Origin of the sequence: Actinomadura sp. NPDC049753 (assembly GCF_040674655.1) — a bacterium.
GTDB lineage: Bacteria > Actinomycetota > Actinomycetes > Streptosporangiales > Streptosporangiaceae > Spirillospora > Spirillospora verrucosospora.
The window spans coordinates 1-15,356 of sequence record NZ_JBFARL010000183.1 but is presented as its reverse complement, the minus strand read 5'-3'; the positions used below and the strand labels follow the sequence as shown (position 1 = coordinate 15,356).

Below are 15,356 nucleotides of genomic sequence, written 5' to 3'. Positions count from 1 at the left end.
GAGCTGTGGCGCGACCGGCTCGGCGGCGCGGTCGTCGCGATCGGCAACGCGCCGACCGCGCTGTTCCGGCTGCTGGAGCTGGTGGAGGAGGGCGCGCCGCGCCCGGCGGCGGTCCTCGGGATCCCGGTCGGGTTCATCGGGGCGGCCGAGTCCAAGGAGGCGCTCGCCGCGAGCGGCCTGGACCACCTGGTGGTGCGCGGGCGGCGCGGCGGAAGCGCGATGACGGCGGCGGCGGTCAACGCCATCGCCAGTGAGGCGGAGTGATGGCGGGACGGCTGTTCGGCGTGGGCGTCGGGCCCGGCGACCCCGAACTGGTCACGGTGAAGGCGGCGCGGCTGATCGGCGAGGCCGACGTGGTCGCCTTCCACTGCGCGCGGCACGGCCGCAGCATCGCCCGGGCCGTCGCCGAGCCGTACCTGCGGAACGGGCGGATCGAGGAGCAGCTCGTCTACCCGGTGACGACGGAGACGACCGACCATCCCGGCGGCTACCAGGGGGCGCTGGAGGACTTCTACGCCGACTGCGCCTCCCGGCTCGCCGCGCACCTCGACGCGGGGCGGACGGTCGTGGTGCTGAGCGAGGGCGACCCCCTGTTCTACGGGTCGTACATGCACCTGCACAAGCGGCTCGCGCCCCACTACCCGGCCGAGGTGGTGCCGGGCGTGACGTCGCTGAGCGCCGCGTCCGCGGCGGCGGGGCGCCCGCTGGTGGAGCGGGAGGAGACGCTGACCGTCCTGCCCGGGACGCTGCCCGGCGAGGAGCTCGCCGAGCGGCTGCGCACCGCGGACGCGGCGGCCGTCCTCAAGCTCGGCCGGACGTTCCCCAAGGTCAGGCAGGCGTTCGAGGACGCGGGGCGGCTCGGCGACGGCTGGTACGTCGAGCGGGCGGCCACCGACCGGCAGCGGGTCCTCCCGCTCGCCGACGTCGATCCGGCGGACGTGCCCTACATGGCGCTCGCGCTGCTGACGAGCCCGGCGGAGCGCTCGTTCGCCGCGCCGCCCCCGGCGCGGCCGGAGGGGGCCGGCGGGGTGTGGGTCGTCGGGCTCGGGCCGGCGGGCCGGCCGTGGCTGACGCCGGAGGCGCAGGACGTCCTGGCGTCCGCGACCGACCTCGTCGGCTACGGCCCCTACCTGGACCGGGTGCCGCCGAACCCGAGGCAGCGGCGGCACGGGTCCGGCAACCGGGTGGAGGCCGACCGGGCCCGCCACGCGCTGGCGCTCGCGCGGGACGGGGCCCGGGTCGCCGTCGTCTCGTCCGGCGATCCCGGCGTGTTCGCGATGGCGACGGCCGTCCTGGAGGCCGCGGCGGGCGACGAGTTCGCGGACGTGCCGGTGCGGGTCGTGCCGGGGCTGACGGCGGCGCAGGCCGTGGCCGCCCGGGCCGGCGCGCCCCTCGGGCACGACTTCTGCGTCCTGTCGCTGTCGGACATCCTCAAGCCGTGGGACGTGGTGGAGCGGCGGCTCGCGGCCGCCGCCGAGGCCGACCTGGTGCTGGCCCTCTACAACCCCTCGTCGAGCCGGCGCAGGCACCAGCTCCCGGCGGCGCGCGACCTGCTGCTCAAGCACCGCTCCCCCGAGACCCCTGTGGTCGTCGGACGGGACGTCGGCGGGCCCGAGGAGAGCGTGACGGTGACGACGCTCGGCGAGCTGGACCCCGACCGGGTCGACATGCGCTGCCTGCTCATCGTCGGGTCGTCCGCCACTCGGGTGACCGAGCGGGGCGTGGTCTTCACCCCGCGCCGCTACCCCTGAGCCCAGGCCGCGGCGGCCGCCACGTCGGCGGCCGCCCGGACGCCCTCGGGAAGGGCCGGGCGGTCGACCATCACGACGGGCAGCCCGGCCTCGCGGGCCGCGGTGAGCTTCGCGCGGGTCATCGCGCCGCCGCTGTCCTTGGTGACCAGGACGTCCAGGCGGTGCTCGCGGATCAGGGCGTGCTCGCCGTCCACCGTGTAGGGGCCGCGCGCCAGCAGGACGTGCACGTGGGGCGGGACGGGCGGCTCCGGCGGGTCCACCGACCGGGCGAGGAACCACACGCCGGTCCGCGCGGCGAACACCGGAAGGCTGCGGCGGCCGGTGGTGAGGAACGCGCGGGCGCCGTCCGGCAGCGCGGCGGCGGCGTCCGGCAGGGACGGGACGCGCCGCCAGTCGTCGCCGTCCTCCTCGTCCCAGCCGGGGCGGCGCAGCGCGAGCAGGGGCACGCCCGTCAGCCGCGACGCGTGCGCGGCGGAGGCGCTCATCCGCTCCGCGAACGGGTGGGTCGCGTCGACGAGGCGGTCGATCCGGTGCTCCCGCAGCCACGCGGCGAGCCCGTCGGCACCGCCGAACCCGCCGATGTGGACCTCGCCCGCGGGCAGGCGCGGGTCCGACACCCTCCCGGCGAGCGAGGAGACGACGTGCACGCCGGTCAGCCGGGCCGCGAGCGCGCGGGCCTCCGCCGTCCCGCCGAGGATCAGGACGCGCCGCACGCCCGGTCCCGGTCGGCGCTGTAGAGATGGCTGTCGGGGAACGCCGACGCGGTGAGGACGCGGCCGACGACGATCACCGCGGTGCGCCGCACCCCGGCCTCGCGCACCCGGGCGGCGATGTCGGCGAGGGTGCCGCGCAGGACCAGCTCGTCCGGGCGGCTGGCGCGGGCGACGACGGCGACCGGGCAGTCCGCGCCGTAGCGGGGCAGCAGCTCGGCGGCGACCTCCTCGATGCGCTGGACGGCCAGGTGCAGCACCATCGTGGCGCCGCTCGCGCCGAGGGTGGCGAGGTCCTCGCCGTCCGGCATCGGGGTGGCGCGCACGGCCGTGCGGGTCAGGATCACGGTCTGGCCGACGCCGGGGACGGTCAGCTCCCGGCCGAGCGAGGCCGCCGCGGCCGCGAACGCGGGAACGCCGGGGACGACCTCGTACGGCACGCCCGCCGCGTCGAGGCGGCGCATCTGCTCGGCGACCGCGCTGAACACCGACGGGTCGCCCGAGTGCAGCCGCGCGACGTCCAGGCCGCCGCGGTGGGCGGCGGTCAGCTCGGCGACGATCTCGTCCAGCGTCATGTTCGCGGTGTCGACGAGCCGGGCGCCGGGCGGACACGCCTCCAGCAGCTCGGCCGGCACCAGCGACCCCGCGTACAGGCAGACGGGTGAGGACTCCAGGATCCTCAGGCCGCGCACGGTGATGAGGTCGGCGGCGCCGGGGCCCGCGCCGACGAAGTGGACCGTCACAGGGTGTCCTTCCGCGTCGTCCAGACGGTGACGGGCATCGCGGGACGCCAGCCCGTGAACCCGCCGAGCGGGGCGGCGCGCTCGACGCCGAGGCGGACCAGGTCGCCGCCGTGGGTCCGGCGGAGCTCGACCACTTTGGCCTCCGATTCGAGGGTGACGGCGTTGGCGACGAGGCGCCCGCCGGGCCGGAGCGCGTCCCAGCAGCGTTCCAGCAGGCCGGGGACGGTGAGCCCGCCGCCGACGAAGACGGCGTCGGGCGTCGGGAGGCCCTCCAGCGCGTCCGGCGCGCGGCCCGCCACGACGCGGACGCCGGGCACCCCGAGGGCACCGGCGTTGCGGCCGATCCGCTCCGCCCGCTCCGGGCGGCTCTCGACCGCGACCGCCGCGCACGACGGGTGCGCCCGCGCCCACTCGATCGCGACGCTGCCGGACCCGGCGCCCACGTCCCACAGCAGCTCGCCGGGCAGCGGCCCGAGGCGCGACAGCGTCACCGCCCGGACCTCGCGCTTGGTGATCTGCCCGTCGTGCTCGAAGGCGTCGTCGGGCAGCCCGGCGACGCGCGGCAGCGGGGCGGCGTCCGGGCCCGGAACGCACTCGACGGCCACCACCGCGAGCGCCGAGGCGGCCGGGTCGGTCCAGTGGGACGCGACGCCGTGCGCGACCGTCTCGCTCTCCGCGCCGAGGTCGCACAGGACGGTCATCCGGCTGGGGCCGAACCCGCGCCCGGTGAGCAGCGCCGCCACGACCGCCGGGGACTGCCGCCCCGCGCCGAGGACCAGGACGCGGCGGCCGGGCGCGACGGCGGCGTTCAGCGTCTCCGCCGGACGCCCGACGAGGCTGACGACCTCCACCCGCTCCAGCGGCCAGCCGAGGCGCGCGCACGCCAGCGACGCCGACGACGGGTGCGGCAGCACCCGCAGGCGCCGCGGGCCGACCAGCTCGGCGAGCGTGGAGCCGATCCCGTAGAACATGGGGTCGCCGCTCGCCAGGACGGCGATCGACCGCCCCTCGTACCGCTCGATCAGGCCGGGCAGCGCGGGGAGCAGCGGGGACGGCCAGGGCACGCGCTCGGCGGGGCCGTCCGGGACGAGGGCGAGGTGCCGGGCGCCCCCGAGCAGCACGCCCGCCGCCCGCAGCGCCGCGCGGGAGCCCTCCGCGAGGCCGTCCCACCCGTCGGCTCCGACGCCCACGACGGTGATGACACGCGCGTCCACTGGCCTCCTTGAGCGAAATGCGGCGCCAAGTCTACAACTGGCACACTTGGCCAGGTGAAGCGGCTTTTGATCATCGGCATCGGCGCGGGCGACCCCGACCACCTGACGTTCCAGGCGGCCAAGGCGATCGCCGCCGCCGACGTCTTCCTCGTCGTGGACAAGGGCGAGGCCAAGCACGACCTGGCCGGGCTGCGGCACGACCTCATCGCGGCGCACGGCCGGCGCCCGTACCGGATCGTGGAGGCCCGCGACCCCGAGCGCGACCGGGACGCCGCCGCCTACGCCGCCGCCGTGGAGGACTGGCGGTCGCGGCGCGCGCGGATCTACGAGTCGTTCGTCACCGGCGAGCTGGCCGACGGGCAGACCGGCGCGATCCTCGTCTGGGGCGACCCCGGCGTCTACGACAGCACCCTCGCGGCGCTGGAGGAGGTCGGCGCCGAGTTCGAGGTGGAGGTGATCCCCGGCATCAGCAGCGTCTCGGCGCTCACCGCGCGGCACCGCGTCGGGCTCACGCGGGTGGGCCGGCCCGTCCACATCACCACCGGGCGCCGCCTCGCCGCCGAGGGCACCACCGCCGACGACGTGCTCGTCATGCTGGACGCGCACTGCGCGTTCGCCGAGGCGGGCGACGGCTACCACATCTACTGGGGCGCCTACCTCGGCACGCCCGACGAGATCCTCGTCTCCGGCCCGGTCGCGGAGGTGGCCGAGGAGATCCGCGCCCTGCGCGCCGAGGCCCGCGCCCGCAAGGGGTGGATCATGGACACCTACCTCCTGCGGCGCGAGTCCCCGGCGCGCCCCTGACCGGCCCCGCGCCGGCGGGCGCGGCGCCGGCCGGCGTCAGGCCTTGAACGCGGCGCGCTCCTCGGCCGGGGCGGCCTGCCCGGCCGCGGCGGCGACCGAGCGCCCGCGCCCGGGGATGGCCAGCGCGACGGCCCCGGCGAGCAGCGCCACACCGCAGCCGATCAGCAGACCGGCCCGGAAGCCGTCCTCGGACGGCAGCACGTGCCCGCCGAGGTCGATGGTCAGCTGGGACAGCACGACCCCGACGACGGCCGCCGACACCGAGGTGCCGACCGAGCGCATCAGCGTGTTGAAGCTGTTGGCCGAGGCGGTCTCCGACCGCGGCACCGCGCCCATGATGAGGGCGGGCATCGCGCCGTAGGCGAGGCCGACGCCCATGCCGCAGATCGCCGTGACGATCATCAGCCCCCACGCGGCGCCGATGAGCAGCGTGGACGACCCGTACCCGAGCGCGATCACCAGGCTTCCGGCGACCAGGGTGACCTTGGGCCCGCGGGCGGCCGACAGCCGCGCGCCGAGCGGGGACACCGCCATCATCAGCAGGCCGGACGGCACCATCCACAGGCCCGCGGCGACCATCGACTGGCCGAGCCCGTACCCGGTCTCCTTCGGCAGCTGCAGCAGCTGCGGCACGATCAGCGACTGGGCGTACATCGAGAACCCGATGACGACCGAGGCGGCGTTGGTGAGCAGAACCTGGCGGCGCGCGGTGACGCGCAGGTCGACCAGCGGGTCGCGGGTCCGCAACTCCCACCAGCCCCACGCCAGCAGGACGACGACCGTGGCGGCGAAAAGGCCGATGGTCGTCCCGCTCGTCCACCCCCAGTCGGCGCCCTTGGAGACTCCGAGCAGCAGGCACACGAGGCCGGCGCCGAGACCGACCGCGCCCACGGCGTCGAAGCGGCCCCGGGCCTGGACGGGCGTGGCCGGCACCAGCAGGTAGATCAGCGTGGCGACGAGCGCGCTCAGCGCGGCCGAGCCCCAGAACAGCACCCGCCAGCTCGTGTTCTCGGCGATCAGGGCCGCGAGCGGCAGACCGAACGCCCCGCCGATCCCCATCGACGAGCTCAGCAGCGCGATCGAGGACCCCAGCCGCTCGGGCGGCAGCAGGTCGCGCAGCGCGCTGATGCCGAGCGGGATCATGCCCATGCCGACGCCCTGCATGCCCCGCCCGACGACCATCGGGATCAGCGAGCCGGACAGCGCGCAGATCACCGACCCGGTGATGAGGGGCACCATGCAGACCAGCAGCATCCGGCGCTTGCCGTACAGGTCGCCGAGCCGTCCGATCATCGGCATGGCGACCGCGGAGGCCAGCAGCGTCGCGGTGACCACCCAGGTCGCGTTGGAGGGCGTGGTGTCCAGCAGCCGCGGCAGCTGGGCGATCAGCGGCACCACGAGGGTCTGCATGAACGCGGCGACGATGCCGCCCACGGCGAGAACGCCGACGATCCCGCCGGGTCGGACGGCGGGCGCGGACTCGTCCACGTGACATCCCTTCTGTCGGGTCGGGGAACTTGTGCACCATACATACGTTATGGTCGATGCACAACTTATGTACGGTGCACATCCCTGTGGTAGGCATGGGGGGCGAGCATCGAGGCAGGAGCGACCCGGGCGGACCGCGTCCGGGAGAAGGACCGGCATGCACAAGCCCACGGATCTGATCGAGTACGAGACCATGCTGCTCGGGCGGCACAGCCTGGCCACCCGCCGCTCCCGGCGCGAGGGGGGCCTGCTGGAGCGCAGCGCCTACATCCTGCTCAGCCGCATCCGCATCGAGGGCCCGATGTCGATCCGGCAGCTCAGCGAGGCGTTCGACCTGGACCCCTCGACGCTGAACCGGCAGACCTCGGCCATGCTGCGCGACGGCCTCGTCGAGCGCATCCCCGACCCGGCCGGCGGCATCGCCCGCAAGTTCCGCATCACCGCCGAGGGCGAGCGCCGCCTCGACAGCGAGCGCGGCCAGATCGTCGCCGGGATCGACAAGATCATGTCGGACTGGACGGCGGAGGAGGTCGAGTCCTTCGCCTCCTTCCTCCAGCGCTTCAACACCGACATCGAGCGCCTCGCCGGAAGCCCCTGGCCCCGCCCCTGACCGGACGGGCGGCGCGCCCCGGCCGCGCCGATAGCCTGAGGCGACTGGTCGTCCCGTACCGGCATCCGCCGCTCGTCGCCCATGGTCGACCTCGACCCCTTCAACGGAGATCCGGACGAGACCCTGCGCCCGGGCGACGCCTGGCGGGATCTCGCGGCGGTCGCCGCCCCGGAGGTCGCCGGGTGATCCAGGAGATCGGGGACCGAGCATGGCCGGGGTCCGTCCGCCCGGTTAACGATCAGTGAAGTTATCGCTCCCATCGCGGGACCCGGTCGCGGCGCGGCAGTAGGCTCGGCGCGAAGCCAGCGCAGGTCGGAGAGGAACCGGGTCCTTGAGCGTGATCAATGTCGGGCAGGCGATCGTCCTCGGGATCGTGGAGGGCCTGACCGAGTTCCTCCCGGTCTCCTCGACCGGGCACCTGAAGATCACCGAGGGTCTGATGGGCGTTCCGGTGGACGACAAGGCCGTGGTCGGGTTCACCGCGGTGATCCAGGTCGGCGCGATCGCGGCGGTGCTGGTGTACTTCTTCTCCGACATCGTCCGGATCGTCAGGGCGTGGGGAGTCGGGATCGTCCGGCCGTCCGAGCGCTACCACCACGACTACAAGTTCGCCTGGTGGGTCATCTACGCCACCATCCCGGTCGTGATCGTCGGCGTCGCCGCCAAGCCCCTCATCGAAGGCCCGCTCGCCTCGCTGTGGGTGGTCGCCGGGTCCCTGATCGGCGGCAGCGCCGTGATGTTCGCCGCGGACCGGCTCGGGACGCACAAGCGCGGCGAGGACGACACGTCCCTCACCGACGCGATGCTGATCGGCTCCTCGCAGATCCTCGCCCTGCTGTTCCCCGGCTTCTCCCGCTCGGGCGCGACGATGTCGACCGGGCTCATGCTCGGCCTCGACCGGGTCGCCGCGACCCGCCTGTCGTTCTTCATGGGCATCCCCGCGCTGACCGGCGCCGGCATCTACGAGCTGCCGTCCGCGCTCGGCTCGGGCGCCGGCGTCCTGCCGCTCGCGGTGGGCACGGCGGTGTCGTTCGTCGTGGCCTACGCCTCCATCGCCTGGCTGCTGCGGTTCGTGGCCCGGCACAGCTTCACCTCGTTCGTGGTGTACCGCATCGTCGTCGGCCTCCTGCTGTTCGGCCTCCTCGGCGCGGGCACGTTGAACGCCTGAGCCTCGCGGGGTATGCGAGAGACTGTCACGGTCCGCACGCCGGCGGGAACGCCGCGTGCGCGCATACCCCGCTGAGGAACGGAGCGCCGAGCATGAACGACGCGATGTGGGCCGGAACGGTCTCCATCACCGGGTACGGGAAGGACGAGCTGGAGGCGTACCTGGCGCGGCCGCTGGGCGACGCCCCGCGCGGCGGCGTCGTGGTGATCCACCACATGCCCGGCTTCGACTCCGGCACCAAGGAGTTCGTCCGGACGTTCGCCGCGCACGGCTACGCCGCGATCGCCCCGAACCTGTACTCCCGCGAGGGCGCGGGCGTGAGCCCGGACGACCAGGCGGCCGCCGCCCGCGCCAAGGGCGGCGTCCCGGACGAGCAGCTCGTCGGCGACGTCGCCGGGGCCGCCGCCCACCTCAATTCGCTCGACCACGCCAACGGCCGCGTCGGCGTGATCGGGCACTGCTCGGGCGGGCGGCACGCGTTCCTGGCCGCCTGCGAGCTCGACCTCGACGCGGCCGTCGACTGCTACGGCGCCTTCGTCGTCGCCGACCCGCCCGAGGACTACCCGACCTCCGCCCGGTCGATCGTCTCCAAGGCGCCCGGCCTGTCGTGCCCGTTGCTCGGCCTGTTCGGCGAGGACGACCGTTTCCCCGCACCCGAGGAGGTCGCCGCGCTGGACGCCGAGCTGACCAGGCTCGGCAAGGAGCACGAGTTCCACACCTATCCCGGCGCGGGGCACGCGTTCTTCGCCGTCGAGCGGCCCGCGTTCCGTCCCGCCGCCGCCAAGGACGGCTGGGAGAAGATCTTCGCCTTCTTCGACCGCCACCTGAGCACCTGAAAGGAGGCCCTCATGTGCACCTATCAGACGGTGAAGATGGAACTGGACGGCGCGGCGAAAGGAGCAAGCGGCTGGTTCACGCTGACCGGCGGCGCGGTCTACGTCGACCACCCGTACCACGCCTGCCACGAGCACACCGTGAACATCGACTTCACCAACGCCGGGGAGGGGCCGGCCGCGCGCGTCGCGGTCGAGCTGACCGAGGAATCGGCGCTGGCGCTGATCGAGGCCATCCAGGCGGCCCTCGCCGCCGCCCCTCGCGGCCTCGCCTCGGCCGCCGACTGAGATAGGGATTTGCCGGGCGACAATTTAGGGAAAGGCCGAAACAGGCGGGACACGTCCGTTTCCAGGTGAATTGGCGGCATGGCGCCACGAACCCTTACGTTGGCTCCGTCGCTCATCGCATGCATGTCGTTACGGACATGTTCCATATCCCGCTTGGAGAGGACCTCAATGGAGATCCCGCTCGTCATCGACCCGGCCGGCAGCGACGTCCAGGGAGAGGCCGCGAAACTGCGGGCGCGGGGGCCGGTGACCCCCGTGGAACTGCCCGGCGGCGTCGTCGCCTGGGCGGTGACCGGCCAGGAGCAGCTCAAGCGGCTGCTGGCCGACCCGCGGGTGTCCAAGGACCCGAACCTGCACTGGACGAAATGGATCGACGGCGAGATCGCGGAGGACTGGCCGCTGAGCCTGTGGGTCTCGGTGCGGAACATGTTCACCGCCTACGGCGACGACCACCGGCGGCTCCGCACGATCATCTCCCGGGCGTTCACCCCGCGCCGCACCGAGGCGCTGCGGCCGGACGTCGAGGAGATCACCCGGTCGCTCCTGGACGGCCTGGCCGCCTCCCCCGGCGGCCGCGCCGACCTGCGCGAGGCGTTCGCCTACCCGCTGCCCATCGAGGTGATCTGCCGGCTGTTCGGCGTCCCCGACGAGACCCGGCCCGCGCTGCGCCGCTGCGTGGACGGCGTCTTCAACACGGCGCTGACCTCCGAGGAGGCCTTCGCCAACCAGACCGAGATGTACGGCATCCTGCAGGACTTCGTGGCGTTCCGGCGCCGCGAGCCCGCCGACGACCTGGCCGGCGTGCTCATCTCCTCCCGCGACGAGGACGGCTCGCGGCTGAGCGAGCAGGAGCTGGTCGACACGCTGATCCTGATGATCTCCGCCGGGCACGAGACGACGGTGAACCTGCTCGACCAGGCGATCACGGCGCTGCTGACGCACCCGGAGCAGCACGCGCTCGTCCGGTCCGGCGAGGTGCCCTGGACGGAGGTCATCGAGGAGGCGCTGCGCTGGCAGGCGCCGGTCGCGAACCTGCCGCTGCGCTACGCCGTGGAGGACATCGACGTCGACGGCGTGACGATCGGCAAGGGCGAGGCGATCCTCGTCGCCTACGCCGCCGCGGGGCGCGACCTCGCCCTGCACGGCGACGACGCCGACCTGTTCGACGTCGGGCGGGCGAACAAGGAGCACATCTCGTTCGGGCACGGCGTGCACTACTGCGTCGGCTCCCACCTCGCGCGGCTGGAGGCCGAGATCGCTCTGCCGGCGCTCTTCGGCCGCTTCCCGGACCTGGCGCTCGCCGTCGACCCCGCCGAGCTGCGCCCGGTCGAGTCGTTCATCTCCAACGGCCACCGGACCCTGCCGGTCGTGCTCGGCTCCTGAGCCCCCGCTACCCGTCGCGGCGCGCCCGGGCCCGGCGCTTGCCCTCGTGCATCGCCTGGACCCGGGCGATCGGGATCGTGTGGCCCTGCTCGACGAGGTCGGCCGGGACCGGCTGCGGCTCCGGCATGAGGTCCGTCCAGACGTCGCGGCCCGCGAGCAGGGCGGCGGCCGTGCGGATCGTGAAGTCCGAGGGCGCCACCCGGTCGAGGTCGTCCCAGGCGACCGGGAACGAGACCGGCGTTCCGGGCCGGATCCGCGGGCTGTAGGCGGCGACGACGGTCGCGCCGCCCGCGCGGGTCGAGTCGAGGAACACCTTGCCGCCGCGGTCCTCGCGGATGAACGCCGTCGTGACCAGCTCGGGGTCGAGCCGCTCGGCGCGGACGGCCAGGGCGCGCGTCGCGGCGGCGACGTCCTCGACGCGCGTGGCGCCGTCGAGGGGGACGAACACGTGGACGCCCTTGGCGCCGCTCGTCTTGACGGCGCCCCGCAGGCCCGAGTCGGCCATCGCGCGGCGCACGAGGTGGGCGGCGGCGACCGCGTCGCCGAACGCGTCGGAGCCGGGCGGGTCGATGTCGAGCACCAGGTGGGTGGGCCGGTCCCACGTCTCGGCGCGCACGAGGGGCGGGTGGTACTCGACGGCGCGCTGGTTCGCGAACCACAGCAGGGTGCGGCGGTCGTCGCACAGCGCGTAGGACACCTCCCGCTGCGAGGTCGCCGCCCACACCGCCACCGTCCGCACCCAGGACGGCGTGTACTTCGGCGTGTTCTTCTGCATGAACGGCTTCTGGCCGCGCAGCACGCGCTTGACCGACAGCGGCCGGCCCTCGAGCTGCGGGACCAGGCATCCGGCGACGGCGTCCAGGTAGTCGACCAGGTCGCGTTTCGTCGCGTCCGCCCCGTCGAACAGGGGCTGGTCGAGGTTCGTCAGCCGAACCCCGTCACGCTCTTCATCGGCGCTCACCCCACCAGCTTCGCACGCGGCTCCGACAGCGCCGTGGGGTAGCGTCGCGTCCATGTACGTACCAGCGCATTTCTCGGCGGGCGACGCCGAGGTCGGGGAGCTGCTGGCCGGGTGCCGGGCGGCCGACCTCGTCACCGCCTCCCCGCGGGGGCTGATCGCGACGTACCTGCCCGTCCTGTACGACCCGTCGGCGGGCGAGCACGGCGCGATGCTGGCGCATGTGGCGCGCAACAACGACCAGTGGCGCGAGCCCGCCGCCGGGGAGTCCCTCCTCATCGTCCACGGGCCGGACGCGTACGTGTCGCCGTCCTGGTACGCGTCCAAGGCCGAGCACGGGCGGGTCGTGCCGACGTGGAACTATCTCACCGCCCACGTCTACGGCCGCCTCGTCGTGCACGACGATCCGGCGTGGGTGGAGTCGATGGTCCGCCGCCTGACCGAGCGCCACGAGCAGGGCCGCGACCCGTCCTGGGCGGTCGACGACGCCCCGCCCGCGTTCGTCGCCGGTCAGCTGCGCGCGATCGTGGGCCTGGAACTGCGCGTCACCCGCGTCGAGGCCAAGGCGAAGATGAGCCAGAACCGGCCCGAGGCCGACATCGCGGGCGTCATCGCGGGGTACCGCGCCCAGGGCGACACGACCATGGCGGACGCGGTGGAAGCGGCGAAGGCGCGACGCGAGGGGTAGCGCGGCGGGTCAGCGGGGGCGCCAGGGGGACTCGGCGGAGGTGGGGCGGGCGTCGGCCGCCACCCGGAGCGCGTAGGTGGGGGCCGGGGCGCCGTCCACGGGGCCCAGGTAGTCGTGGCCGGTCAGATGGCACCAGGCCGGCAGGTCGATGGGGGCGGCCGGGTCGGCGGCGATGAGGTGGACGACGGTGCCGGGCGCCAGGTCCGCGATGCGGCCGCGCAGTTCGAGCAGGAGGCGCACGCAGGAACGGTCGCCGCCGTCGATGACGACCGGGTCCGAGCTCATTCCCACCTCCGGGGTCCGCAGGGCTTTCCGGCGTTGAGGGAAATATAGGGCTTTGGTGTGACAAGTGTGGTGGTCAGACCGGCGCGGCCCGTGCGCCGCCGTCGGAGGCCGGGCGCCGGCGAGCACGCTTTGATCAAAGATTTCCGCGCGGGTCATCCGGGACGAGGACCTGAGCGTCAAGTTCGTGTCCGGGCGGCTGGACGGCGGCCAGGCGCGCGTCACCCAAGGCGACAAAACAGGATCAATCGCTAGCGAACGGGTTCGTCGGCGATATGGATGAGGGAGGTCCTAGACTTGACTCTTTCTTTCAGGTTTCGTCCAGCTTTGGAGCTTACAGTCGCAGTGAAGTACCCCCCGTTGTCATCCAGGTGAGGAAATCGGCTTTGGGGCGAGTCATGGATCTCGGAGTGGGACGAGTGGAGCGCACGGAGACCTGCGGGACGCTGACGTTCCCGGACGAGGTCGACCTCAGCAACGGCGAGGCGGTCCTCGCGCAGGCCGTCCGGCTTCTGGACTCCGGGACGCCCGCCCTGATCCTCGACCTGACCGGCTGCACGTTCTGCGACTCCAACGGGCTGAACGTCATCACGCGGTCGCAGATGCGGGCGACCGAGCTGGGCGTGCCCATGTGGGTGGTGCTGCCGCCGCGCGGCATCGTCCGCCGGGTGTCGGAGGTGGCGGGGCTGCAGCGCCGCGTCGCCATCGCCCCGGACGTGGCGACGGCCCGCGAGGCGCTGTCGGCGTCGGCGAGCGGGTAGCCGCCTCAGCGCTCCAGGGAGCGGTCGATCCACTCGTCCGCGACGCCGAGGAGCAGGTGGCCTGCGCCGAGGATGCTGGCGTCGCGGCCCGCGCGGGAGGTGGCGATCTCCAGGTTGCGGGTGGCGAGCGGCAGGCAGCGCTCGTAGATGACGCCCCGGATCGTCGCGACGAGCGGCTCGGCGTTGGACAGGCTGCCGCCGATGACGAGCGCGTCGGGGTTGAAGAAGTTCACGAGCCCGGTCAGCACGTCGCCGATGAGGCGCCCGGCCGTGCGCACCGCGCTGGTCGCTTGGGGGACGCCGTCCGTGACGAGGTCGACGATCCGGGACGGGTTGTCGACCTCGATGCCCTGGGCGGCGAGGGACGCGGCGAGGGCGGCGCCGCTGGCGTGGGCCTCCAGGCAGTCGGGGTGGCCGCAGGAGCAGTCGACGGTGGCCTCGGACAGGATCCTGACGTGGCTGATGTCGCCCGCAGCGCCGCGCCCCCGGTGCAGGCGCCCGTCGACGATGACCCCGCAGCCGATGCCGCTGCCGAGTTTGATGACCATCACGTTGTCGAGGGACGGCCATGAGCCGCGGTGCTCGCCGACGGCCATGAGGTTGGCGTCGTTCTCGACCAGGGCCGGGACGCCGGCGCTGCCGGCCACGTAGTCGCGGACGGGGAAGTCGTTCCAGCCGGGCATGCGCGAGGGCGAGACGACCTGGCCCGTCGCCGGGTCGACCGGCCCGGGGAGCCCGATCCCGACGCCGCGGACGGGGACGTCCCCGACGCCGTGCTCGCGGGCGAGGGCGTGCAGGCTTCGCAGGACCGCCGCCAGCGTCTCCTCGGGCCCGAGGGCGATGTCGCACGCGAGGTCGGACAGCGCGAGGGGCGTCCCGGCGAGGTCGGCGACCGCGAGGCGGGCGTGGTGCGCGCCGAGGTCGGCGACCAGGTACACGCCCGCCGCGCGGGCGAGCCGAAGGCGGCGGGGCCGCCGGCCCCCGCGCGAGGCCCCGGCGCCTTCCTCTGCGAACAGGCCGGCCTCGATGAGCTGCTCGACCCGCAGCGAGACGCTGGAGGCGGCGAGGCCGGAGAGCCGGGCGAGCTCGGCCCGCGACTCCGCCTGGCCGGTCGCCACCAGCCGCACGAGTGCCGCCGGTCCGTCGTCTCTGCTGTTACGCACCCCAGATAGATAGCATGCGCGAACTTGGTACGGCAACGCGTTGACTTACGTCGATTTGACGTTCTATCGTCCTCTTTGACTTCGATATCGAAGGAAGTTGGGACGTAGGTGACCGAATGATCGAGGTTCGCGGCCTGTACAAGCGCTTCGGCGACCACACCGCTCTGCGCGAGGTCGACCTGGACGTGGCCCGCGGCGAGGTCGTCGTGGTGATCGGCCCGTCCGGGTCGGGCAAGTCGACGCTGTGCCGGTGCCTGAACCGGCTGGAGACGCCGGACGCGGGCGTCATCCGCATCGACGGCGAGGAGCTGCCCGCGGAGGGCCGCGCCCTCGCCCGCCTCCGCGCGGACGTCGGCATGGTCTTCCAGTCGTTCAACCTGTTCCAGCACAAGACCGTCCTGGAGAACCTGACGCTCGCGCCCACCCGGGTGCGCGGCGACCGGGAGCAGACTCTGCCGCCGGCGCCGCGCCTGCAGCTCACGAACCCGCCCATCACCCCGTGAACCCGTCAC

The 15,356-nt window shown here is 73.9% G+C and carries 17 protein-coding genes and 1 pseudogene; 11 read left to right on the top strand and 7 right to left on the bottom strand.

What is annotated here, in order from left to right:
• Positions 1-264 (top strand): precorrin-8X methylmutase (locus AB0K37_RS32870; protein WP_363987613.1); only part of this gene is annotated, 264 nt, incomplete at its 5' end.
• Positions 264-1,751 carry a precorrin-2 C(20)-methyltransferase gene (locus AB0K37_RS32865; protein WP_363987611.1) on the top strand — a complete coding sequence of 496 codons (1,488 nt, stop codon included), beginning with the start codon at positions 264-266 and terminating at the stop codon, positions 1,749-1,751. The genes AB0K37_RS32870 and AB0K37_RS32865, both read left to right, overlap by 1 nt.
• Here the strand turns inward: AB0K37_RS32865 and AB0K37_RS32860 are convergent.
• Genes AB0K37_RS32860 through cbiE form a run of 3 tightly spaced genes read right to left on the bottom strand, consistent with a single transcriptional unit; the run spans position 1,742 to position 4,418 of the window.
• Positions 1,742-2,464: a cobalt-precorrin-6A reductase gene (locus AB0K37_RS32860; RefSeq protein WP_363987609.1), complete on the bottom strand. Its 723-nt coding sequence runs from the start codon at positions 2,462-2,464 to the stop codon at positions 1,742-1,744. The two genes, AB0K37_RS32865 and AB0K37_RS32860, sit on opposite strands and share 10 nt — an antisense overlap.
• Positions 2,449-3,204 (bottom strand): precorrin-4 C(11)-methyltransferase, encoded by a 756-nt coding sequence (gene cobM, locus AB0K37_RS32855; RefSeq protein WP_363987607.1) that lies wholly within the window; start codon positions 3,202-3,204, stop codon positions 2,449-2,451. Before cobM ends, AB0K37_RS32860 begins: the two co-directional genes overlap by 16 nt.
• Positions 3,201-4,418, bottom strand: a complete 1,218-nt coding sequence (gene cbiE / locus AB0K37_RS32850) for a precorrin-6y C5,15-methyltransferase (decarboxylating) subunit CbiE (protein ID WP_363987605.1) — start codon at positions 4,416-4,418, stop codon at positions 3,201-3,203. The genes cobM and cbiE overlap by 4 nt, the downstream gene beginning before the upstream one ends.
• A 54-nt stretch (positions 4,419-4,472) precedes the next feature.
• On the opposite strand from cbiE, the gene cobF reads away from it, so the two are divergent.
• Entirely contained in the window at positions 4,473-5,222 is a 750-nt protein-coding gene (gene cobF, locus AB0K37_RS32845; RefSeq protein ID WP_363987603.1) for a precorrin-6A synthase (deacetylating), read from the top strand.
• Between the two features lie 36 nt (positions 5,223-5,258).
• Here the strand turns inward: cobF and AB0K37_RS32840 are convergent, their stop codons facing one another.
• Positions 5,259-6,710: an MFS transporter gene (locus AB0K37_RS32840; RefSeq protein ID WP_363987601.1), complete on the bottom strand. Its 1,452-nt coding sequence runs from the start codon at positions 6,708-6,710 to the stop codon at positions 5,259-5,261.
• A 157-nt stretch (positions 6,711-6,867) separates the two neighbouring features.
• On the opposite strand from AB0K37_RS32840, the gene AB0K37_RS32835 reads away from it, so the two are divergent.
• The 5 genes from AB0K37_RS32835 (at position 6,868) to AB0K37_RS32815 (ending at position 10,992) form a co-directional block, all read left to right on the top strand.
• The gene (locus AB0K37_RS32835) at positions 6,868-7,320 is read left to right on the top strand and encodes a MarR family transcriptional regulator (protein WP_363987599.1); all 453 of its coding nucleotides are present in this window, start codon (positions 6,868-6,870) and stop codon (positions 7,318-7,320) included.
• 337 nt (positions 7,321-7,657) lie between these two features.
• Complete coding sequence (locus AB0K37_RS32830; RefSeq protein WP_363987615.1) at positions 7,658-8,488, top strand: undecaprenyl-diphosphate phosphatase; 831 nt, start codon at positions 7,658-7,660, stop codon at positions 8,486-8,488.
• A gap of 92 nt (positions 8,489-8,580) precedes the next feature.
• Positions 8,581-9,324: a dienelactone hydrolase family protein gene (locus AB0K37_RS32825; protein WP_363987597.1), complete on the top strand. Its 744-nt coding sequence runs from the start codon at positions 8,581-8,583 to the stop codon at positions 9,322-9,324.
• Positions 9,325-9,336: 12 nt separating this feature from the next.
• A complete protein-coding gene (locus tag AB0K37_RS32820; RefSeq protein ID WP_363987596.1) occupies positions 9,337-9,609 on the top strand; it encodes a DUF6295 family protein in 273 nt (90 codons plus the stop codon).
• Between the two features lie 153 nt (positions 9,610-9,762).
• Positions 9,763-10,992 carry a cytochrome P450 gene (locus AB0K37_RS32815; protein WP_363987594.1) on the top strand — a complete coding sequence of 410 codons (1,230 nt, stop codon included), beginning with the start codon at positions 9,763-9,765 and terminating at the stop codon, positions 10,990-10,992.
• A gap of 7 nt (positions 10,993-10,999) precedes the next feature.
• Here AB0K37_RS32815 and ligD read toward each other — a convergent pair whose 3' ends face one another.
• Positions 11,000-11,953, bottom strand: a complete 954-nt coding sequence (gene ligD, locus AB0K37_RS32810) for a non-homologous end-joining DNA ligase (RefSeq protein WP_363987592.1) — start codon at positions 11,951-11,953, stop codon at positions 11,000-11,002.
• A gap of 52 nt (positions 11,954-12,005) precedes the next feature.
• On the opposite strand from ligD, the gene AB0K37_RS32805 reads away from it, so the two are divergent.
• Positions 12,006-12,638 (top strand): FMN-binding negative transcriptional regulator, encoded by a 633-nt coding sequence (locus tag AB0K37_RS32805; protein ID WP_363987591.1) that lies wholly within the window; start codon positions 12,006-12,008, stop codon positions 12,636-12,638.
• Between the two features lie 9 nt (positions 12,639-12,647).
• Here the strand turns inward: AB0K37_RS32805 and AB0K37_RS32800 are convergent, their stop codons facing one another.
• On the bottom strand, positions 12,648-12,923 hold the full coding sequence (locus AB0K37_RS32800; protein WP_363987589.1) for a sulfurtransferase TusA family protein: 276 nt from the start codon (positions 12,921-12,923) through the stop codon (positions 12,648-12,650).
• Between the two features lie 395 nt (positions 12,924-13,318).
• Between AB0K37_RS32800 and AB0K37_RS32795 the strand changes: the two genes are divergently transcribed.
• Positions 13,319-13,681, top strand: coding sequence for an STAS domain-containing protein (locus AB0K37_RS32795; protein ID WP_345186848.1), 363 nt, complete (start codon positions 13,319-13,321; stop codon positions 13,679-13,681).
• Between the two features lie 5 nt (positions 13,682-13,686).
• Here AB0K37_RS32795 and AB0K37_RS32790 read toward each other — a convergent pair whose 3' ends face one another.
• Positions 13,687-14,844: an ROK family protein gene (locus AB0K37_RS32790; RefSeq protein ID WP_363987587.1), complete on the bottom strand. Its 1,158-nt coding sequence runs from the start codon at positions 14,842-14,844 to the stop codon at positions 13,687-13,689.
• Between the two features lie 116 nt (positions 14,845-14,960).
• Between AB0K37_RS32790 and AB0K37_RS32785 the strand changes: the two are divergent.
• Positions 14,961-15,278: pseudogene (locus AB0K37_RS32785) on the top strand (ATP-binding cassette domain-containing protein); the annotation flags it as partial.
• Positions 15,279-15,356 lie beyond the last annotated feature (78 nt).